Origin of the sequence: Desulfomicrobium apsheronum, assembly GCF_900114115.1 — a bacterium.
GTDB lineage: Bacteria > Desulfobacterota > Desulfovibrionia > Desulfovibrionales > Desulfomicrobiaceae > Desulfomicrobium > Desulfomicrobium apsheronum.
This window is the reverse complement of the sequence record NZ_FORX01000003.1, coordinates 156,618-176,331: the sequence shown is the minus strand read 5'-3', so window position 1 is coordinate 176,331 and position 19,714 is coordinate 156,618. Positions and strand designations below refer to the sequence as shown.

Here is a 19,714-nt window from a genome sequence, read left to right as displayed (position 1 = left end):
GTATGTTTCGGTATGCCAAAGGAGCGTCTTGCCGCCCGGACCCGCCTGCCGTAGCGTGTGTCCATGATTGAATTCACGCTTCACCCCACTCTGGCCACGGATTGCCATGTTCTCGGCAGCTGGCGGGACATCCGCCTTCTGCTGCACCGGGACGCCCAGGTGCGCTGGCTCATTCTGGTGCCCGAAACCTCGGCCGGGGACTGGCACGAGCTGCCCGGCGGCCTCCGGGACCGGCTGGTCGCGGCCTCGTCCGCCTTGTCGGCCATGCTCAGGTCGGACTTCGCCTGCGACAAGGTCAATGTCGCCGCCATCGGCAACCTCGTTCCGCAGTTCCATTTCCACGTCATCGGGAGATGGCGGACCGACCCGTACTGGCCGGGCGTCGTCTGGGGCAGGGTTGTGCCGGGGTGTGTCTACGAAGACGGTGAGGTTCGGCGCGTGAAGGCGCGGGCGCTGGAATGCCTGCCGGGGAGCGGTGCGTGACCGTGTCCGGACGCCCCGACACCGAGGACGTTCTCCCGGACCACGCCACGCCCGCCGTCGCAGATGTGCATCTTCCGGCCCCCCGCTTCAGGGGCAGGTCCGGAGGGTTTTTCGGGCGTCAATCTTTGAGCCAATAAAAAGAGAGGGCCGGGATCAGGAGTTGCCCATCCTCCACGGGCACGCGCTCGCCGGTGCACAGGTCCGTCATGCTTTCGTTTGTGAAGAAGCCGTGCGGCGTCAGCGCGTCAACGGGAAGCGGCTGTGCTTCCACATTGAAATTGTTGATGACGAGCACCCGACTGCGACAGTTTTCCGGGTCCGTGCGGTAGAAGACCAGCAGGTTCGGGTTCTCGATGAGTAGCAGGTGGCGATTGTCGAAATCCGCGAAGGCCGGGATTTCCTTGCGCATGGCGATCATCTTTTTGAGCGAAGAGAAGATCCGCTGTTCGACCGTGCCGCTTTGATGTCGCTTTTCGGCCTTGTCCCAGTCGAAATGGGAACGATGCACCCAGCGCGAGTCGTGCTGGATGGCCGGATCGGACAGGAATTCAAGATTGTTCAGCGTGCCAATGGCGTCGCCGTAATACATGAGTGGCAGACCGCCAAAAGAGAGAATTACGCTGTGCAGCAGCGTGATGGTCTTGATCGCGGCGGTTATGGCGTCCTCGTCCTCGGACTCCAGCGCCGATTCCAGCCCGACCAGGGAAGCCAGCGAACCGGAGATGCGGGCGTCACCGGTTTTCAGATTCGTGCCGAATGGCATGCCCCTGGCCGGTGATTCCGGAAATCTGCCCGTGAAATAGTCGACCAGAAAGGCCCGGTGCAGGGTCGGATCGTATCCTGCCTGGGCCACGTCGCTGTCGTCGAAGCCAAGCCCGATGTCGTCATGGCAGCGCACGTAGTTGAGCCAGGTCGCCCGTTCCAGCTTGTTCGGCAGATTCTTGACCCCCAGATTGAGCAGGGTGGCGTTCTTGGTGGCCACGGCGTCCCAGAGCAGGGCCATGAGAGAGGCGTTGTAGGCGATCTCGCATTCCTTGGAATAGATCGCGTCCTCGCCGAAATATTTGGCGATTTCACCCGGCGCGACGATGGCCTCGGCGATGAACAGCACGCCGGGAGCCGTCACCTGGCAGCAGTCTTTCATGAGCCGCAGCAGCAGATGGGCTTCGCGCTCGTTCTGGCAGGTGCTGCCGATCTTCTTCCACAGGAAGGCCACGGCGTCGAGACGCAGGATGTCCGCTCCCTTGTTGGCCCAGAAGAGGATGATGTCGAGCATTTCAATGAGCACCGCCGGATTGCGGTAGTTCAGATCCCATTGGTAATTGTTGAAAACCGTCATGACCCACTTGCCCATGGTCTCGTCCCAGGTGAAGTTTCCGGGCGCGGTGACCGGAAATATTTCGGGCATGCCTTCTTCGAAGGCGTCGGGGGTTTCGCGGTTGTCGAAGACGTAGTAGTAGTCCTGATATTTCTTTTCACCCTGGCGCGCCCGCGTCGCCCATTCGTGTTCGTCGGAGGTGTGGTTGACCACGACGTCGAGGACCAGGAGGATTTCGCGGTTCTTGAGCGTGGCCGCCAGTTCCTCGACATCCCGCAGGGTGCCGTAGCGGGCGTCGATCTTGCGGAAGTCCCGCACCGCATAGCCGCCGTCATTGTTTTCCGGTGGGCAGTCGAGGATGGGCATGACGTGCAGCATGTTCACGCCCAGTTCCTGAAAATAGGGGAGTTTTTCGCGCAGCCCTTGCAAGTTGTCCGCGAACCGGTCGCAGTACAGGGCCATGGCCACCCACTTCTGGTTCAGGAACCAGTTGTAGTGCACTTCACGCGCCAGGTCGGATTTACGCAGGGCGGGGGGGCGCTCCATGTAGCGCAAGGCGAGGGTCTCGACCAGACGAACCATCTGTTGTTTGAAGTCGGGACGGTCTCCGTAGAGCAGCTTGAAGAGGGAATATATGGCGTAAAAATTTGCGCCCAGCCGGGTATAGAAATGGCGCAGCCGGAATTTGCCGATTTCGGGCCTGAGTCCGGCCAGGATTTCGTTCAGCAGGGCATGGGAAGCTTGTTCGTACATGTATTCATCCTTTATGATTCAGATTCTTGCAGCCACGCAGCGGCCTCGGGCCAGAAATGCGCCACTCCTTCCAAAATTCCTGCGCTGTAGTTCCCGTTCATGCCAAGATATTCGCCCGTGGCGATGTACAGCGCTTTGCGTCCTGTTGTCGCTACCCGCGATTTGATTTCGGGGTCGGCATTGGCCACCAGCACCGCCGGAATGTCGCTCAGGAGCACATCCAGGTCGTTGCCGCTGTCGCCGGCGAAGAGGGTGTCGTGCAGGGAAAAGTGTTGCCGCTCCATCATGAAGCGGATGGCGTGCAGCTTTCCGGCGCTTTGCGGCAGGACATCGAGCAGGCCGATATGCGCCAGTTCGTCGATGCTCCAGATCAGGTTGGCGCGGATGCCCTCGCGTTGCAAGCGTTCGTGCATCCGGGCCGTCAGCGCACTGGAGTCCACATCCAGATGAACATAATAGCTGAGCTTGAAGGGGGCCTGCTTTTCCCGCTCCTGCATGTGCAGTTCGGGGAAGCCGCGCAAGAGGCTCGCAAGACCGTCGGAGTGCATGCCGCCCCAATCCGGCGCGATGTGCCCTTCCCATTTGTTCCATAGTCGCCATTCGTCCGCTCTGATCTGATAGATGCTCGCGCCGACGTCGGCGATGGCGAAGTCGGGACACGGCAGGTCGAATTCCGCGATGGCGTCTTCGATCAGGGCGCGGTGGCGTCCGGTCACGTAGGCCAGACAAATTTCCTCGCGTGCCGCCAGTTTCCGAAACAATGCCTTGGCCGACGGCCACGGGGGATTTGGGCCGTTGGGGATCAGGGTCCGGTCCAGGTCGGTGCAGAGCAGAAACCGTTTCATGACGCGCCTTCCTCTTGGGCGGGAAATTGGTAATGGGCCATGGCGTCGAGAATCCCTGCCGCAAAGGAGGCCTCCGAGAAGTGGATGCCCTCGATGTTCGCAAGATCGGACAGTTCAGTGATATGCCGGTTGTCCACCACGGTGCCCAGGGTGTTGCCGCGCAGCATGTCGGCGTCGGCCCCGGTGACTCCGGCCACCAGGGTGCTCTCCAGCGGAAAGTCGAGCTGCTCGGAGCACCAGCGCAGCGCCAGGCCCTTGGAGGCCCGAAGCGGCAGCACGTCCAGGTATTGGCCGAAGGAGACGAGCACGTTCACGGCCTGCTCGTTGTGCTGGAGCAGCTGGCGAACCTGCTGTCCACTGATCACGGAGGTATCGATGTAGTAGCTGATCTTGAACGCGCTCTGGTGCTTCTTGGGTTGCAGGGACAGACCCGGAATGTCGCGTAGCGTCTTGCGCACTGCCCGAGGATCCCAGAGGTGGTTGATGTGTTGTTCCCAGATTGTGTCCTGGGTGAGGTTCGGTGCGTAATGGATTTCCGTCCCCTGGCCGGAGATAAGCACATCGGGCTGGGGGATCCTGTGCTTGCGCAAGGTGGCCAGGGCGTTGTCCAGGCGGCGTCCGGTGACGATGCCGAAGAGGACGGTCTTGCGGTGGGCGTGCAGGGTCTGCAAGAGCGCCGTGAGCGAGTAGTTTTCGCCGATGAGGCTAAGATCCAGTTCCGCGAAGAGCGCCTGCTTGCGGGAGATGCCCCTGCGTCGGATCGGAGCCATGCGGATCAGTGGTGCGGTTTTTTCCACCAGCGGACGGACAACATCCAGATATTTTTCCACGTGCGCCTGCCATGAATAGTGACGGCGCACGCCGGACAGGCCATTCTTGGCGAAGGTGCGCCACTCTTTTTTATCGATCAGGGTGCGCAGGATCGTTTCCGCCATGGACACCTTGTCGAGGGGATCGATGAGGTGACCGTTGCGGCAGTTTTTGATGATGTCGATGGGGCCGCCTTCCTCCGTGGCCACGATGGGCAGCCCGCAGGCAGCGGCTTCAAGCAGGGTCAGGCCAAAGGGCTCGGTCAGCGCGGGGTTGACGAAAACTCCGTGCGATGCCGCAGCCAGACGAAAAAGGGTGGCCACTTCCTCCGGTCGGTGGTGCTTGGGATAGGCAACCTTGCCGTAGAGATCGTGGCGGTCGACGGCGAGCAGGATGTCATTCAGGACGCCTCGCGCCCCTTCATCCATGTCCTGAATATCGTCGCGGTTGCCGGCAACGATGATCAGGTTGGCGGCTTCCTGCAACTGAGGGGATTCCGCGTAGGCATCAATGAGTGTCACGATGTTCTTCTTCGGATCAGGCCGCGAGAGCGCGAGCACCATGGGTCTGGTGGGCCGTTGCAGGAATCGTTTCAATTCAAGTGCGATGGAGCTGCTCTTTTCGCTTTCGCGGGGCGGGTAGAAATGGGTGAGGTCCGTGCCCGGAGGAATCACGCACATGCGTTCGGGCTGGTAGAAATCGTAGAGGCCGTATTGCTCCTCGATCTCCTGCCCGGTGCTGGTGATGATGCGCTCGGCCGCGCCGAGCGTGGTCTCCTCCGCTTCGATGCGGCGCGACATCTTGTATGTGTCCTCGATCTGCCCTCTCGAAATGCCGCTGGCCAGGAGCCTAAGGCGCTTGCTGCGACCCAGGGAGTGCCCGGTATGCACGAGCGGGATGCCAAGCTGGTGCGAGAGCCTGGCTCCGACATAGCCCGCGTCGGCGTAATGGCTGTGCAGCAGATCGGGGATACGTTCCTGGCTTTTGAGAAAGGTGAAGACGTTGTCGGAAAAATTGTCCAGCGAGTCCCACAGGAGCTCCTTGCGCAGGTATTTTTCCTCCCCGCATTCGATGCGCACGATGCTGGCCTTGTTGGACAGTGGCTCGGTCACCTGCGCGTAGTCGGGGCTGACAGCGTCGTCGACAACCCTGCGCGTCAGCAGGATGGCCTTTTCCACATCCGGGCGTTCGCCAAGGGCGCGGGTTAGTTCGACCACGTATTTGACCTGTCCGCCGGTGTCCGCGTCGCGGCCCAGTTCCATGTCATGTCCGCGCACCAAGCCGTGAATGCTGATCAGCACGATGAAAAGTGGTTTTTTGACGGGCTGTCCGCGTGTCTTCACCGTGTCCACTCCTTGGCAAAAGGCTGGTAGAATTCAGGATCTTCGGGAACAGCGCCTCGGATTTCGCAGATGGCGGAGGCAAAGTCGTCGGCACGCTTCAGGGCGGTGGTTTCGGGCCAGCACAGCAGCATGCCAAGGATGCACACGGCGGAAAAGGCGTCTCCCGCACCTACCGTATCCACGATGTGCGAGGGCTCCTTGCCGGGGGAGGCGATAAAGAGCTCATTGTCGCTGTCCAGTTGCCAGGCTCCGTATTTTCCGCAGGTCACGATCAGGCGGCCGATGTCGAACATGCGCTTCAGTTCGGCTCCCTGCGCCTGCGCCAACCCTTCACCCGCCTTGAGCATGCCCGTCAGGGTGCGCAATTCCTCGTCGCTTAGCTTCACGATATCTGCACTTTGCAATGAAAACCGGACCGTGTCCTCGTCAAACCAGGGTTCGCGCAGGTTGATGTCCAGAAACCTTGGGGCTTTGATGTTTGGCAGCATCTCCGACAACGCCTGCCGGGTGACGTGATGGCGCTGGCTCAGGGTGCCGAAATAGACGAGCCCTGGTGCTTCGATCGCGGTCGCCGCGGCCGAAGCGTCGGCCGGGTCGATGAAGTCGTAGGCCTGCCGGGGCAGAATCTCGAAGCGGTGTCCAGCGTCTTCGATATGGACCTGTACCTGTCCCGTGGGCAGGTTGCCGTCGATCTGGATTCCCGAGACATCCATGCCCTGTTCCTTCATGCCGGCAAGAATTCTGGCGCCAAGGGCGTCGTCCCCCAGACGGGAGATCATGAGTGGTCTCAGACCGAAGGCCGCAAGGTGCCGGGCGACATTGAAGGGCGCACCGCCGAGAACAGCGCGATCGGGAAAGACGTCCGCCAGAATTTCTCCGAAAAGGATGATGGCAGGGCTTTGGCCCTCAGGGGCGGAGTCTTGATGCGCGGCAGGTTGCTGTGGGCTTGTCTTGTGTTTCATATGGCGGATGTCTCGTCATTATGTCGAATTTACAGGATGTTTGTGTGCCTCATGTATCATTGATGAATGATCTTAATCAGTCTTTGCTGTTGTAACTTCATATCCAGTGAAGTGTCTGGAAAGCTGATTGACGTTTTATCATGCCGATAAATTTGAGATCTATTTTTAGGGATGTGTAGCTGGAGGATCAATAAAAAAGCAGATGTAAATTCTTTTGTTACATTTTTTATGCGATTGATGTCAATAAAAGCAGGAACTGTTCATTTCTCGCACAACAGATGTGGATGTGGACAGCGTGCGGAAGTTTTGGATCGGGATGTTCGGGGCATGCCCGGAAGGATGTCCTGGAGGGCGACCGGGACGACAGGTTCAAGTCTGGGCGGGGGCTTTGGGCTTGGCTGGTCTTTGGATAAGAATGAAAAAAGGGAGCTGCGGGCTCCCTTTTTTCATTCTTATGCTTGATCAGTTCAGCCGATGACTCCGGGCGAGTCGACGGGGTTTTCTTCAATGGGCGTGTTGCGTGCCGCGAGCATGAACCAGACGAAGCAGGCCGCAGCCACGGCGATGCCGATGGGATAACCGTAATCGGAACTCAGGTGCAGCGGAAATTCCGGAGCCACGCAGAGGTAGGTGGAGCAGACCGCTGTCATGAAGGTCGCGGGGACGCTGGCGATCCAGTGCGCCTTGCCGTGACGGACCAGGTACATGGCCGAGGCCCAGAGCACGATGGTGGCCAAGGTCTGGTTGGCGAAGCCGAAGTAGCGCCAGATGACGTTGAATTCCGTCTTGGTGATGATGAAGCCGATCACGAACAGCGGCACGGCGATCATGAGGCGCTTGATGACGGACTTCTGCTCGACCTTGCTGAAGTCGGCGATGATCAGGCGCGCGGCGCGGAAGGCCGTGTCACCGGAGGAGATGGGCAGGATGATGACGCCGATGATGGCCAGGAAACCGCCGATGGGTCCCATCAGTGTGGTGGCAACCTGGTCAACCACCGCAGCGGGGCCGCCGCTGGCCAGGGTGGCCTGCAGGGCTTCGGGGGTCTGGTAGAAGGTCATGCCCAGGGTGGCCCAGACCAGGGCGATGATGCCCTCGCCGATCATGGCGCCGTAGAAGATGGGGCGTCCGCATTTTTCATCGGGGATGCAGCGGGCCATCATGGGCGACTGCGTGGCGTGGAAACCGGAGATGGCTCCGCAGGCGATGGTGATGAACATCAGCGGCCAGATGGGCAGGCCCTTGGGATGCACGTTGGCCAGGCCCACGCCGTTGGGGAAGAAGGTGTAGCCGTCCACGATGAGCATGGCAGAAAGACCGAAGGCCATGATCAGCAGACAGGCGGTGAAAAGCGGGTAGAGACGGCCGATGATCTTGTCCACGGGCAGGATGGTGGCCAGGAAGTAGTAGGCGAAGATGATGCCGGTCCAGGCCACGACAGCCATGTTCTTGTCCAGGTTGAAACCGATCTTGACCGCCAGAAGCTTGGCAGGTCCGAGGATGAAGACCACGCCGACCAGGAGCAGCAGGATGACGGAGAAGACGTTCATGAACTGCTTGGCGAATTTGCCGAGGTTGTGGCCCACGGCGTCGGGGATGGATTTGCCGTCATAACGCACGGACATCATGCCGGAGAAGTAATCGTGCACCGCGCCTGCGAAGATGCTGCCGAGTACGATCCAGACCAGTGCGGCCGGGCCGTAGAGGGCGCCGAGAATGGGGCCGAAGATGGGTCCGAGTCCCGCGATGTTCAGGAGCTGCACCATGTAGATGGTTTTCGGATTCATTTTGACATAGTCGACTCCGTCCGCGAGACGGCAGGCCGGGGTGGCCTTGCAGGAGTCGACACCAAAACTGGATTCGACGATCTTGCCGTAAACGAAATAGCCGGTGATGAGCGCCGCGACGGCGAAAAAGAAGTAAAACAAGTGTCCCTCCTTGGAAAAAAGTTGGTTGCGCCAGATCTCTTCAAATCAACTTTCGGTCATGCTGCCATGACCGGGATGGCTTGCCGGGTCGAACTCGGCGGATATGACGCGCTTTAGGCCAACAGAATGCATGGGGACAAGAAGACTCGTTTCAAATGTCTTTTTCAGCGTCTGAAGAGCTCGGCAGGAGAGCCGAAACGTCTTGTACGTGATCGGAATTGTCGGTGCCGATGAGGAAACGGGGGCTTAGACCCGGGCCGGCATGGGCAGCATGAAGTCGATACAGGTGCCCTGACCGGGCGCGCTGACGACCTGCGGCAGGTAGGACGGTCCAAAGATCTGTTCCAGCCGCTGGAAGCAGTTGCGCACGCCGATCCCGCCTGAACGCGAATCCAGCCTGGTCTTGGCGAACAGCCGGTTGACCTGGGTCTGGTCCATGCCCACCCCGTCATCCTTGACCTCCACATGCAGGCAAGCGCCTTCCTTGCGCACCTGCACGCGGATCTCGCCGCCGTTTTCATGGGCCAGGATGCCGTGGCGCACGCTGTTTTCGACCAGGGGCTGGATGATCAGCGGCGGGATGGGCCAGGATTCGCATCCTTCCTGTACGTCGAAGTCGATCCGGATGCGTTCGCCGAAACGGGCCTGCTCGATGGCCAGATAGCAGCGGATCTGGTCCAGTTCCTCGGACAGGGGCACGAATCCCCGGCTGGCCTCCAGGCTCTTGCGCAGGTAGCTGGACAGGTCCTGGAGCAGGCTGCGGGCCTTTTCAGGGCTGGTGCGGCAAAAGGAAGTGATGGTGTTCAGGGAGTTGAACAGGAAGTGGGGATTGATCTGGGCCTGGAGGCGGCGGATTTCGGCATGGGCGAGCATGCGCTCGGTGATCTGGATGTTTTCCAGTTCGAGCTGGGTGGAAAAGAGGTTGCCAAGCCCCTTGCCCAGCTCGAAGAGCAGCAGGTCGAGGGATTTGCTGGCCGTGCCATAGAATTTGAGCGTCCCGGCGACGCTTCCGCCCTTGGTCAGGGGCACGATGATGGCCGAGGCAAAGGGACAGTTCGGGTGTCCGCAGCCGATGCCCTCCTTTGCGCTCAGAAACATGGGCTGTCCGGTTTCGAGCACGGTCCGGGTGGCCTCGGTGATGATGGGCCGTCCGGCCAAGTGATGGTCGTCGCCGACGCCGATGTGGGCCAGGACGTTGGTTTCGTCGGTGATGGCCACGGCGCCGACCGCGACCCGGCTGTGGATGATGCGCGCCGTGGCCAGGGCGCTCTCCGGGGTCAGCCCGGAGCGCAGGTGACTCACCGTTGAGTTGGCGATGTCGAGGATTTCCTGGGCTTGGACCGAATCCTGCCTGGCCCGGTACCGGAAGACCACGTTGATGACCTGTACGAAGGTGGCCGCGCCCAGGGTGTTCAGGATGATCATGGGCGCGGCGATGATGCGCACCAGTTCCACGGCTTCCGTAAAGGAGTGGGACAGGGCCAGGACCATGCCCATGTGCAGCGTCTCGCCGCCCAGAGCCAGCCCGGCCGCCCAGCGCCAGTCCACGCTGCGTTCCTTGAGGTAGAGGGTCAGCAGCCCGGCGACCGCGCCTTCGATCATGGTCGACAGGCCGCAAGGCACGGCGCTGAATCCGCCGATATCGATGAGGATGCGGTGTCCTCCTGCGATCAGTCCGGAAGCGATGCCGACCACGGGGCCGCCGAAGAGGCCGCCCGTGATAACGGCCATGGCCCGAAGATTGGCCACGGACTGGGAGACGAGATTGCCCCCGTACGTGCCCAGGATTCCGGCCGCGCCGAAGAAGAGGATCTGCAGCAGCGTCGAACGCCACGAGGGGCCCTGGCGCAGGCGCATCTTGTGGATGGGGGTGATGGTCAGGAGCAAAAAGGCTCCGGCCACGATGAGTCCGAGGCGTTCGGCCAGGGCCAGGATGAGGGCGTCGGAATTCATGGCTATCCTTTACGCAAGGCCGAGCTGGTCGCGAAAATCGCGCACCCTGGCCTTGCTGACGGTGATTTCGGTGGCCGCGTGATCGCGCATGGTCAAAAGATATTTGCCGTTGAACCAGGGCGCGAAATCCCTGACCTGCGCCAGATTGACCAGCTCGCCCCGGTTGGCGCGAAAGAAGGACAGGGCTGCGAGTTTTTCCTCCAGGCGATCCAGGGTGCCGGGACCGTGGTGCACGTACTGCGTGTCGCGCGTGTGCACGAGTGTGCGGCGTCCTTCCGTGCGGATGACGACGACATCGGCGTGCCCAAGCAGCAGCACGCGCCCCCGGTGCTCCACGGAGATGCGTACCAGCGGTTGGCCGAGCCCCATGCCTTTCAGCAGCTCTTCCAGCTTCGGCTGCGCGGCCTGGCCCGGGTTCATGTGGCGCAGCTGGTTGCGCAGCCGCCCCAGGCAGTTGGCCAGGCGCTCGCGGGAGACGGGCTTGAGCAGATAATCCACCGCGTTCTCCTCGAAAGCGCGGATGGCATATTGGTCGTAGGCCGTGGCAAAGACGAAGAGCGGCGGCTCGGGGCATTTAAGCGCCCGCTCCAGAACATGGAAGCCGGTCGCGCCGGGCATCTGGATGTCCTGAAAGACCACTTCGGGGCGCAGTCGCACGATTTCTTCCATGGCCTGCGATGCGGACATGGCCGTGCCGACGATCCGCACGTCTTCAAAACCGGACAGAAGATAGGACAGCTCGTCCAGGGCGGGCGGTTCGTCATCGACAAGCAGGCAATGGATAGGGGATGTCATGGGGTCTCTCATGGTGTTTGCCGCGCCTTTATCAGAATCGTGCGCAAAACGCATCAAGGACGTAACTCTCTGTTTTGAAATGAGATACAGCCCGCATTGATGTCTGAGCGATTCTGCGACAGAAATAATTGCCCATGCGGGATAGCGCTCCACAATCATCCGTGGCTTTGATAAGCGAAGTCTTCGCCATGCCGAACCTGCGCGTTCCGGATCAGCCGAGGCTTTTCACGGTGGATCAGCATGGCGTTCCCGCTTGTGCACGCGACTGCCCAAGGACTCGATGCAGCAAGCGAATCAACCGCGAGGAAAACTCATGTCGAAAATTGCCTTGATAGCCCTGGCCGGGGCGTGCGGAACACTGTGCCGCTACTGGCTCTCGGGGCTGGTCTACGATGTCATGGGGCGGGATTTTCCCTGGGGCACCTGGGCGGTGAACATCACGGGCTGCTTCCTGTTCGGGCTGGTCTGGATCCTGTCCGAGGAGCGGGGCCTCCTGTCGGCGCAGGCCCGAATCCTGATTCTCACCGGCTTCATGGGCGCGTTCACGACCTTCTCGACCTTCATCTTTGAAAGCGGCGGCATCCTTGGCGACGGACAGTGGCTCAAGCTGGCCCTCAACCTGGCAGGGCAGAATGTGGTGGGGTTCGCGGCCCTTTACCTGGGTACGGGTCTGGGCAGGATCGTTTAGCGGCGAAGCCCGCGCGAGCATGAAAAAGAAAACCCCCGCTGCGGGCGAGGGTTGGTCGAAAACGAGGAATTGCCAGCGCCTATTTCGCGCCTACGGCTTCCTGGAATGCCTTGTGCCGCTCGGCATACGGCGGGAACCCGAAGAAGGCGGAGCCTGAGACCAGAACATCTGCCCCAAGGTCAAAGAGTTCCTTCGCGTTGTGCAAGGTCACGCCTCCGTCGACCTGGATCAGGGTCTGTAGCCCGCGTGAGCGGATCATGGCGGACAGGGTCGCGATCTTGTCCTTGCAGAACGGAATGAAGGACTGGCCGCCAAAACCCGGATTCACGCTCATGATGAGCACCATGTCCAGCTGGGGCAGCAGATACTCGACGACACCCAGCGGCGTGGCCGGATTCAGCGACAGCCCGGCCTGCATGCCAGCCTCGCGGATGGCGCTGACCGTGCGTTCGAGGTGCAGCGTGCTTTCGGCGTGGATGCACAGCAGATCGGCGCCCGCGTCGGCGAATTCCTGAATGTAGCGTTCGGGACGTTCGATCATGAGGTGCACGTCGAAGAAGAGCCCGGAGGTCTTGCGCAGGCGCTTGATGATCGGAGGGCCGAAGGTGATGTTCGGCACGAAGGCTCCGTCCATGACATCCCAGTGCACCCATTTGAGGCCGGCCTCTTCAAGGGCGGTCAGCTCGGAGCGCAGCGCGCCGAAATCCGAGGACAAAAGGGATGGCGAGAGAATGAATTCGCGCATCATTCCTCCCTGTCGCCCATCTTGAAGTCGACCTGAATCTTGTACATCTTGGTCGCGGGCAGGTTCAGGATGGAGATGCCCGTCTTGCGGGTGATTTTGGCCAGGGTCTCCTGCACATCTTCCCAGGACGGGCCGATGAAGGTGAACCAGATGTTCTGACGGTGCTGGCGCAGGTAGTTGTGCGTCACGCCGGGAAGTTTGTTCACCTCTGCGATGAATTCGTCCAGCTTGTCCTCGGGCACGGCGGCGGAGCACAGGGTCGAGTGCCAGCCCAGCTTCTTGGACTGGAAGTTGGCCCCGATGCGGCGGATCACGCCTTTTTCCGTCAGCGCCCGTACGCGGGCCAGAGTCTCGGCCTCGGTCAGGCCGACCTTGAGGCCGATCTCTTCATAGGGCCGGGCTTCGAGCGGGAAGCCGGTCTGGATCATGTCCAGGATCTTCTTGTCAAAATCATCCATGCTTCCACCCATCAGGCTTTGCGCCGTTCGGCGAGTTTGGGAATGTACGTGCACAGCGGTTCTTCGCCCATGTAGTTGTCGTTCATGGAGTACGCCCTGGCACGGCAGCCGCCGCAGACCTTGTGGTATTCACAGATGCCGCACTTGCCTTCGTATTCATCCTGGGTGCGGAACTGCTTGAACTGCTTCGACGAACGCCAGATTTCAGGGAACGGGGTGGTGCGGATGTTGCCGCAGTCAAGCTCCAGGTAGCCGCAGGGCTGGACCTGGCCGACGTGGGAAATGAAGCAGAAGCCCGTTCCGCCGAGACAGCCACGGGTCATGGCGTCGAGGCCGAAGTTTTCGGGCGTGACCGGCACGCCTTCGGCCTTGGCCCGCTGGCGCATGATGCGGTAGTAGTGCGGGGCGCAGGTGGCCTTTAAGTGCATGTTCGTGGTCTTGCGGAAATCGTAGAACCAGTTGAGCACGTCCTCGTATTCCTGGCCCGTGATGACCTCCGCCCCGAGCTGGGCGGCCCGGCCCGTGGGCACCAGCAGGAAGATGTGCCAGGCCACGGCTCCTATGTGTTCGCAAAGGTCGAAGATCTTCTTGAAGCTGCTCAGGTTCGCACGGGTCACGGTGGTGTTGACCTGGAATTCGATGCCGGCTTCCTTCAGGTACTCGATGCCGCGCATGGACGCGTCGAACGCGCCCTGCACGCCGCGAAACTCGTCGTGGCTCTGGGCGTCGGGTCCATCGATGGAAATGGAGCAGCGCTGCACCCCGGCCTCGCGCATCTTCTGCGCGGTTTCCGGAGTGATCAGCGTCCCGTTGGGCGACATGACACAGCGCAGACCCTTGTCGGTGGCGTAGCGGATGAGCTCATAGACATCGGCGCGCATCATGGGATCGCCGCCGGTGAAGATGATGATGGGATTGCCGACCTGCTGAAAGGTGTCGATGAGCGCCTTGGCCTCGGCCGTGTCCAGCTCGCCCTCGTAGGGCTCCAGGTGCGCTTCCGCACGGCAATGCTTGCAGGCCAGGTTGCAGGAGCGGGTCACTTCCCAGGCGATGAGCTTGCAGGCCGGAGTGCCGTCGGACAGGGTCGTGACCATGCCGCCCGGGTGTCCGCCGGGTTTGCCTCCGGGATGTCCGCCCGGGTGCCCACCCTGATGACCACCGGGATGCCCGGCAGGGGGCCCGTCCAGACCTGAGGGGCCCGCGCCGTGATGAGGATGTTTTTGCATTATATGTGTCCCGCCTTGAGCAGGTCTTGGGTGAAGTAGGAAAGGATCAGGTCCGCCCCGGCCCGCTTGAATGCGATGAGGCTTTCGAGCGCCACGGCGGTTTCGTCGATCCAGCCGTTCATGGCCGCGGCCTTGATCTGGCTGTATTCCCCGCTGACCTGATAGGCGGCCACGGGCAGGTCGAAGTTGTCACGGACCAGACGGATGATGTCCAGATAGGGCAGGCCCGGCTTGACCATGAGGATGTCCGCGCCCTCTTCCACGTCGGCTGCGGCTTCGCGCAGGCCTTCGCGCCAATTGGCGGGGTCCATCTGGTAGGTCTTGCGGTCTCCGAATTTGGGCGCGCTTTCGGCCGCGTCGCGGAAGGGGCCGTAAAAGGCCGAGGAATATTTGACCGCGTAGGACATGATGGGCGTGTCCAGGAAGCCCTTTTCATCGAGGGCTTCCCGGATGGCCGCCACCCGACCGTCCATCATGTCCGAGGGGGCGATGATGTCCGCGCCGGCCTGGGCCTGGGCCACTGCCGTGCGGGCCAGTAGCGCCAGGGTCGGATCGTTCTGGACCACTCCTTCGGGGGAGACCAGTCCGCAGTGCCCGTGGGAGGTATATTCGCACAGGCAGGTGTCCGCGACCACGATCAGCTCGGGCCAGCGGCTCTTGATGCGGCGGATGGCCTCCTGCACGATGCCGTCTTCGGCATAGGCCTGGGTGCCGGCCGGATCTTTTTCAACGGGGATGCCGAAGAGGATGAGGCTTTTGAGACCCGCATCCACGGCCGGACCCACTTCGTTCAAGAGCTGGTTCAGGCCCAGCTGGAACTGGCCGGGCATGGAACCGATGGGCTTCTTGAAGTCTGGGTCCGCTTCGACCACGAAATACGGCTGGATCAGGTCCTCCCGTCCCAGCCGGCTCTCCCTCACCATGTCCCGCAGGACGCTCCTTGAACGCAGCCGGCGGCCGCGATGAAAGGTGTTCATGCCGTCCTCCTAGAGCTTTTCGCCGCTGATTTCCTCGTCGGTCAGATAACAGGCCGGATCGTGAGCCCAGAAGTCGTCGTAAAAGGCTTCGGCGCGGGCCCGGAAGTTGCCGCCGCAGATGTTCAGGAAGCGGCAGGTGGCGCAGCGGCCTTTCACATGCGGGCGCTTGTCCTTGAGCTTGTGCAGAAGCTCGATTTTCTCGTCGACCCAGATCTCGGAGAAGGGGCGCTCCAGCACGTTGCCGAAGGTGTGGTGACGCATGAACTGGTCCGCGTGCACGGAGCCGTCCCAAGAGATGCAGCCGATGCCGCGTCCCGTGGAATTGCCTTCGTTCATCTTCAATAATTCCATGACTTCGGCAGCGCGCTTGGGGTCTTCCTTGAGCATGCGGAAATAGACGTAGGGACCGTCGGCGTGGTTGTCCACGGTCAGCACTTCCTTGGGCTTGCCCTTGTCGTGCAGGGCGCGGGTGCGGTCCATGATCAGATCGACCACGGCGCGGGTCTCGGCGTGATCCAGATCTTCCTTGATAAGTTCGGAACCGCGGCCCGAATAGACCAGGTGATAAAAACAGATACGCGGGACTTCCAGGGATTCGACCAGATCGAAGAGGTGCGGAATCTCGGCGGCGTTGCGCTTGTTGATGGTGAATCTGAGTCCCACCTTGAGCCCTTCGGCCTGACAGTTTTCCACGCCCTTGAGCGCCAGTTTGTAGGCACCGGTCACGCCGCGAAACTGGTCGTGCACAGCCTCGGCGCCATCAAGAGAGATGCCGACGTAGGACAGTCCTACTTCCTTGAGTTCGCGGGCCTTGGCCTTGGTGATGAGCGTCCCGTTGGTGGAGATTACCGCGCGCATCCCCGTGGAGGTGGCGTATTTGGCCAGGTCCACCAGATCTTCGCGTACCAGGGGTTCGCCGCCGGAAAAGAGGATGACCGGCGCGCCGAACTTGGCCAGGTCGTCGATCATGGCCTTGGCCTGATCCGTGGAGATGGGGTCCTTGTGATTGCTCGGCTCAACGGCGTGGGCGTAGCAATGCACACATTTGAGATTGCAGCGCTGGGTCATGTTCCAGACCACAACGGGCTTTTTGTCCTTGGCGAACTGCAGCAGGTGAGAGGGGAGTTGGGCGGAATTGCGTCCGTAGCGAAGTGCATCGGAAGGTTCCACCGTGCCGCAGTATAATTTTGAAATACCGATCATGGTTGCCTCATGTGAACGCTGGGGTTCGTCGGGGTGATGTGCGATCCCGGCCGCGCCGGAAGGTGCGGTCGGGTCCGTAAAAAACGAGAAAGCCGAAGGCTTGTCCTAATGGTTGCCATTGTCAAGTCAAGGGGTGAAAACGCCTACTGCAGGGTGTGGGTGGGAGGCTCGGCGTTTAAAAGCGATGCCGTGTGGTCCTTGGAATCCCCGGCGCAGGGCTCGCGTCTTGTCGAGGGATTGTCCGTGCCGCTGCGGGGTTCGCGGCGATCCTTCGGCCTGTTCAGGGCCGTGCGCCACCAGGCTTTGAAGTTGCGCATCAGATCCCTCCGGTCAACAGCGTCAGGACGATGGCGACGGTTATGGCCAGCAGCATGGGCAGGATCAGGACGGCCAGCACCTGTTTGTTCGTGGCGCCGTGCACATGGCGCAGTCCCAGGAATTTGTACACGACCACTCCGATCATGGCCAAGGGCAGGCCGATGTACGGGACGATCATGAGCAGCATGGGCGCCGCGCTGTAGGTCTCGGCTCTGAAGGTGCCCTCGAAGCCTTTGGTGTCCGCCTTGAAGAGCCGCAGAAAGAAGTGGTTCATGGCGGTGTCGAGAAACAGGAAGATGCAGACTTCAATCGGGTACAAAATGAGCGAGAGCGCCGCCTGCAACGTGTTGTCCAGATTCTCGGTCAGCGCGTTCGGTGGGATGATGCCCAAGAGCTGCCAGATGGATTGGGACAGGGCCACGGCCTGGACGATGATCAGGAAGAAAAGCAGCGGTTTGACCATCCCGTATCCGACAGGCATGGCCGAGAAAAAGGCCTTGGGATTGGCCAGCACCTCAAGGAAGGTCTGGGCGAAAGCGCGCGGATACCCGGAGCTGACACGCTCCCACAGCGGCAGGGACGGTTCCGGCCGGTACTCGGCCTGGGAATCATCTTCCTCCTCGTCCTCCTTGAGCGCGGCCAGTTCGTTCCAAAGATCTTCGTCATGCGGAGGCGTGGGCGATTCGACGGGTCCGTGGGGCGCCTGCTCCGGCTGGACCGGGCCTTGCGCCTCTTCCTGCGTGCCCTGGTTTTCAGGGGCGAGCGCTGGTGCCGGGAGCGGGGAATCGGTTGTTGGTTCAATATGTTCTAGCGGAGCTATTTCACGGAATTTGAAGCGATTCCGGCACTTGGGACAAGTGGCCATGACCGCTTTTGGAGGCAGCTTCTCTTCGTTGACAGTGCGTCCGAATCCGCACTTGGGACAGATGATGTTCATGGTAAATGCGTTCTCCTCTTGCGAGAAGGCTGATACCTGCTCTTGTCTCGATTAGCAACCGCGCGGGGATTTGGCGGACACGAAGAGGTCGTCGAAGAGATGCACGAAGAGGGCGACAATGATCACACCGCTGTAGTCCATGGGGCTGTCCGCATCGAACTCGCGCAGCATGTGGTCCGTGAATTCGGGCCTGAAATAGCCCTTGTCGCGCACGCTGGCGGCAGAGAGAACATCACCGATCATGCCTCTGAACATGCGCACGAACCACTTGCTCGGAGGAGCCAGGGGCTGCTTGCGGCGTTGGCTGATGGCCGGGGGCAGGAAGGTGCGGAAACTCTTTTTGAGTAGGTACTTTTCATTGAGGCCGCGCATCTTGAGATGGCTGGGCAGGGAGAAGACGTACTCCACCAGCCGGTGGTCCATGAACGGCGAACGCAGTTCGACGGAGTTGGCCATGCTCATGGTGTCGGCCAGGGCCAGGGTCAGGTTCGGCAGGCGCATCTTGGTCTCCAGGTACAGGGCCTGGTCCATGAGGGGTCTGTCTCCCGGAACGACTGGCAGTTCGTCGTCCCTGGCACCGATAATGGGCAGCAACCGGTTCACGAACCCGTCGCTCATGAGCTGGTTCTTGAATTGGAAGGCCTGGAATCTGTAGGGCAGAGCCGGATGCGCGGCAGGATAGCCTTTGAGGGCGGCATACTGCATCCAGGCCTGCTGCTGTGAGGTGATGCCGGGAAAGACCCGGCGCAGCAGATTTGCGCGGCCGGCGCTTTCGTTTCTGCCGATGAAGTCCATGAGCTTTAAGAGCTTGAAGTAGTCGTACCCGCCCAGGATTTCGTCTGCCCCGTCTCCGGACAGGACCACCTTGAAGCCCATATCACTGATTTGTCTTGATAAAAGATAGAGGGGCAGATTCAGGAGGGTGACCAGCGGGCTCTCCAGATGCCAGACCAGCTTTTCGATTTCTTCTTCCGCAATGGCGCAGAGGAATTCGTGGTGGCTGGTTCCGAACGAGCTTGAGACCATGCGCGCGAAATGGCGTTCGTCATAGCCCGCGTCCTCGAAGGCGATGGAGAGGGTGTGGACGGGGGCGTTCGAGAGGTGCGCGTAAAGTCCGGTCACGCTGCTGGAGTCGATGCCTCCGCTGAGGTACGAGGCAACGGGCACGTCGGCCACGAGGCGATCGCGCACGGCTTCGACCAGATGATGGCGCAGACCCTCGGCGGCTTCGTCCTCGGATATTTTGGCCACGGGCCGGTCCATGGGGATGTCCCAGTAAGGGGCAGTCCGATGGCCGCTGCCGTCTGCCAGCAGGGTGTGGGCGGGTGGAACCTGGCTGATTCCCTGCAGGAACGTATCCGGAGCCAGGTTGAATCCATAGTCAAGCAGCCGGTCCATGGCCAGGGGGTTCATGCCGCGCGGTACACCTGGAAAGCGCAGGATGGCCTTGATCTCGGATGCGAAGATCAGGGTTCCGTCGGGCAGGAGCGTGTAAAAAAGTGGTTTCTTGCCCATGCGGTCCCGGGCCAGGAAGAGCGTTTGCGCCCGAGGGGTCCAGACCGCGAAGGCGAACATGCCGACCAGGCGGCGCAGGCATTTGGCGCCCCACTGCAGGTAGGCCGCGAGCAGGACTTCAGAGTCCGAATGGGTGCGGAAAACATGGCCAAGACTGGCAAGTTCGGCCCGGAGCGGCTGGTAATTATAGATTTCGCCGTTGAAAACCAGGACCGCCCCGGACGGTTCATGGACCACGGGTTGATTGCCCCCCGCCAGATCTATGACGGAAAGCCGTCTGTAGGCCAGGGCGCAGCAGCGGTCCTGGAACAGGCCCTGGTGGTCCGGTCCGCGATGAGCCAGGGCTTGGGCCATGGACGAAAGGACGTTGCTTTGCGGAGAGATTCCGCTCGGATTGAAAAAACCGGCTATGCCGCACATGCGCGCTTTTCCTGTTGAAGTGTGATCTGGGAAAGCG

The 19,714-nt window shown here is 61.1% G+C and carries 17 protein-coding genes; 2 read left to right on the top strand and 15 right to left on the bottom strand.

The features are described from left to right. Positions 1-63 precede the first annotated feature (63 nt). Positions 64-483: an HIT family protein gene (locus tag BMZ40_RS04965; protein ID WP_143075538.1), complete on the top strand. Its 420-nt coding sequence runs from the start codon at positions 64-66 to the stop codon at positions 481-483. A 118-nt stretch (positions 484-601) separates the two neighbouring features. Here the strand turns inward: BMZ40_RS04965 and BMZ40_RS04960 are convergent, their stop codons facing one another. The 7 genes from BMZ40_RS04960 to BMZ40_RS04930 all read right to left on the bottom strand — a co-directional run bounded on the left by BMZ40_RS04960 (position 602) and on the right by BMZ40_RS04930 (position 11,190). Continuing rightward, on the bottom strand, positions 602-2,554 hold the full coding sequence (locus BMZ40_RS04960; RefSeq protein WP_092373013.1) for an alpha-amylase family glycosyl hydrolase: 1,953 nt from the start codon (positions 2,552-2,554) through the stop codon (positions 602-604). Between the two features lie 11 nt (positions 2,555-2,565). Next, on the bottom strand, positions 2,566-3,399 hold the full coding sequence (locus BMZ40_RS04955) for an HAD-IIB family hydrolase (protein WP_092373012.1): 834 nt from the start codon (positions 3,397-3,399) through the stop codon (positions 2,566-2,568). After that, the gene (locus BMZ40_RS04950) at positions 3,396-5,552 is read right to left on the bottom strand and encodes an HAD family hydrolase (protein WP_092373011.1); all 2,157 of its coding nucleotides are present in this window, start codon (positions 5,550-5,552) and stop codon (positions 3,396-3,398) included. The genes BMZ40_RS04955 and BMZ40_RS04950 overlap by 4 nt, the downstream gene beginning before the upstream one ends. Further along, positions 5,549-6,514: a carbohydrate kinase family protein gene (locus tag BMZ40_RS04945; protein ID WP_092373010.1), complete on the bottom strand. Its 966-nt coding sequence runs from the start codon at positions 6,512-6,514 to the stop codon at positions 5,549-5,551. The genes BMZ40_RS04950 and BMZ40_RS04945 overlap by 4 nt, the downstream gene beginning before the upstream one ends. Before the next feature lie 467 nt (positions 6,515-6,981). After that, entirely contained in the window at positions 6,982-8,442 is a 1,461-nt protein-coding gene (locus BMZ40_RS04940) for a carbon starvation CstA family protein (RefSeq protein WP_092373009.1), read from the bottom strand. A gap of 246 nt (positions 8,443-8,688) precedes the next feature. Further along, positions 8,689-10,395: a LytS/YhcK type 5TM receptor domain-containing protein gene (locus BMZ40_RS04935; RefSeq protein ID WP_092373008.1), complete on the bottom strand. Its 1,707-nt coding sequence runs from the start codon at positions 10,393-10,395 to the stop codon at positions 8,689-8,691. A 9-nt stretch (positions 10,396-10,404) separates the two neighbouring features. Then, positions 10,405-11,190, bottom strand: a complete 786-nt coding sequence (locus tag BMZ40_RS04930; RefSeq protein ID WP_092373007.1) for a LytR/AlgR family response regulator transcription factor — start codon at positions 11,188-11,190, stop codon at positions 10,405-10,407. A gap of 313 nt (positions 11,191-11,503) precedes the next feature. Here BMZ40_RS04930 and crcB point away from each other — a divergent pair, with 313 nt between their 5' ends. Beyond that, the gene (gene crcB, locus BMZ40_RS04925; protein ID WP_092373006.1) at positions 11,504-11,878 is read left to right on the top strand and encodes a fluoride efflux transporter CrcB; all 375 of its coding nucleotides are present in this window, start codon (positions 11,504-11,506) and stop codon (positions 11,876-11,878) included. A 79-nt stretch (positions 11,879-11,957) separates the two neighbouring features. Here crcB and rpe read toward each other — a convergent pair whose 3' ends face one another. From rpe to asnB, 8 genes are all read right to left on the bottom strand, one after another. Then, on the bottom strand, positions 11,958-12,626 hold the full coding sequence (gene rpe, locus BMZ40_RS04920; protein ID WP_092373005.1) for a ribulose-phosphate 3-epimerase: 669 nt from the start codon (positions 12,624-12,626) through the stop codon (positions 11,958-11,960). After that, positions 12,623-13,081: a siroheme decarboxylase subunit alpha gene (gene ahbA, locus BMZ40_RS04915; RefSeq protein WP_092373004.1), complete on the bottom strand. Its 459-nt coding sequence runs from the start codon at positions 13,079-13,081 to the stop codon at positions 12,623-12,625. Before ahbA ends, rpe begins: the two co-directional genes overlap by 4 nt. Positions 13,082-13,092: 11 nt before the next feature. Beyond that, complete coding sequence (gene ahbD, locus BMZ40_RS04910; protein ID WP_177193024.1) at positions 13,093-14,307, bottom strand: heme b synthase; 1,215 nt, start codon at positions 14,305-14,307, stop codon at positions 13,093-13,095. Then, on the bottom strand, positions 14,307-15,284 hold the full coding sequence (gene hemB, locus BMZ40_RS04905; RefSeq protein WP_092373003.1) for a porphobilinogen synthase: 978 nt from the start codon (positions 15,282-15,284) through the stop codon (positions 14,307-14,309). The genes ahbD and hemB overlap by 1 nt, the downstream gene beginning before the upstream one ends. Positions 15,285-15,293: 9 nt before the next feature. Next, positions 15,294-16,487 (bottom strand): 12,18-didecarboxysiroheme deacetylase, encoded by a 1,194-nt coding sequence (ahbC, locus tag BMZ40_RS04900; protein ID WP_092373002.1) that lies wholly within the window; start codon positions 16,485-16,487, stop codon positions 15,294-15,296. Positions 16,488-16,630: 143 nt separating this feature from the next. Further along, on the bottom strand, positions 16,631-16,804 hold the full coding sequence (locus BMZ40_RS19485) for a hypothetical protein (protein ID WP_177193023.1): 174 nt from the start codon (positions 16,802-16,804) through the stop codon (positions 16,631-16,633). Next, positions 16,804-17,742, bottom strand: a complete 939-nt coding sequence (locus tag BMZ40_RS04895) for a zinc-ribbon domain-containing protein (protein WP_092373001.1) — start codon at positions 17,740-17,742, stop codon at positions 16,804-16,806. Before BMZ40_RS04895 ends, BMZ40_RS19485 begins: the two co-directional genes overlap by 1 nt. A 51-nt stretch (positions 17,743-17,793) precedes the next feature. Then, positions 17,794-19,677 (bottom strand): asparagine synthase (glutamine-hydrolyzing), encoded by a 1,884-nt coding sequence (gene asnB, locus BMZ40_RS04890; RefSeq protein WP_092373000.1) that lies wholly within the window; start codon positions 19,675-19,677, stop codon positions 17,794-17,796. Positions 19,678-19,714 lie beyond the last annotated feature (37 nt).

Bases quoted from the DNA above. Each gene is read 5' to 3' on its own strand.
- BMZ40_RS04965 (WP_143075538.1), top strand. From the start codon at position 64: ATGATTGAATTCACGCTTCACCCCACTCTGGCCACGGATTGCCATGTT.
- BMZ40_RS04960 (WP_092373013.1), bottom strand. From the start codon at position 2,554: ATGTACGAACAAGCTTCCCATGCCCTGCTGAACGAAATCCTGGCCGGA.
- BMZ40_RS04955 (WP_092373012.1), bottom strand. From the start codon at position 3,399: ATGAAACGGTTTCTGCTCTGCACCGACCTGGACCGGACCCTGATCCCC.
- BMZ40_RS04945 (WP_092373010.1), bottom strand. From the start codon at position 6,514: ATGAAACACAAGACAAGCCCACAGCAACCTGCCGCGCATCAAGACTCC.
- BMZ40_RS04935 (WP_092373008.1), bottom strand. From the start codon at position 10,395: ATGAATTCCGACGCCCTCATCCTGGCCCTGGCCGAACGCCTCGGACTC.
- BMZ40_RS04930 (WP_092373007.1), bottom strand. From the start codon at position 11,190: ATGACATCCCCTATCCATTGCCTGCTTGTCGATGACGAACCGCCCGCC.
- crcB (WP_092373006.1), top strand. From the start codon at position 11,504: ATGTCGAAAATTGCCTTGATAGCCCTGGCCGGGGCGTGCGGAACACTG.
- rpe (WP_092373005.1), bottom strand. From the start codon at position 12,626: ATGATGCGCGAATTCATTCTCTCGCCATCCCTTTTGTCCTCGGATTTC.
- ahbA (WP_092373004.1), bottom strand. From the start codon at position 13,081: ATGGATGATTTTGACAAGAAGATCCTGGACATGATCCAGACCGGCTTC.
- ahbD (WP_177193024.1), bottom strand. From the start codon at position 14,307: ATGCAAAAACATCCTCATCACGGCGCGGGCCCCTCAGGTCTGGACGGG.
- hemB (WP_092373003.1), bottom strand. From the start codon at position 15,284: ATGAACACCTTTCATCGCGGCCGCCGGCTGCGTTCAAGGAGCGTCCTG.
- ahbC (WP_092373002.1), bottom strand. From the start codon at position 16,487: ATGATCGGTATTTCAAAATTATACTGCGGCACGGTGGAACCTTCCGAT.
- BMZ40_RS19485 (WP_177193023.1), bottom strand. From the start codon at position 16,804: ATGCGCAACTTCAAAGCCTGGTGGCGCACGGCCCTGAACAGGCCGAAG.
- BMZ40_RS04895 (WP_092373001.1), bottom strand. From the start codon at position 17,742: ATGAACATCATCTGTCCCAAGTGCGGATTCGGACGCACTGTCAACGAA.
- asnB (WP_092373000.1), bottom strand. From the start codon at position 19,677: ATGTGCGGCATAGCCGGTTTTTTCAATCCGAGCGGAATCTCTCCGCAA.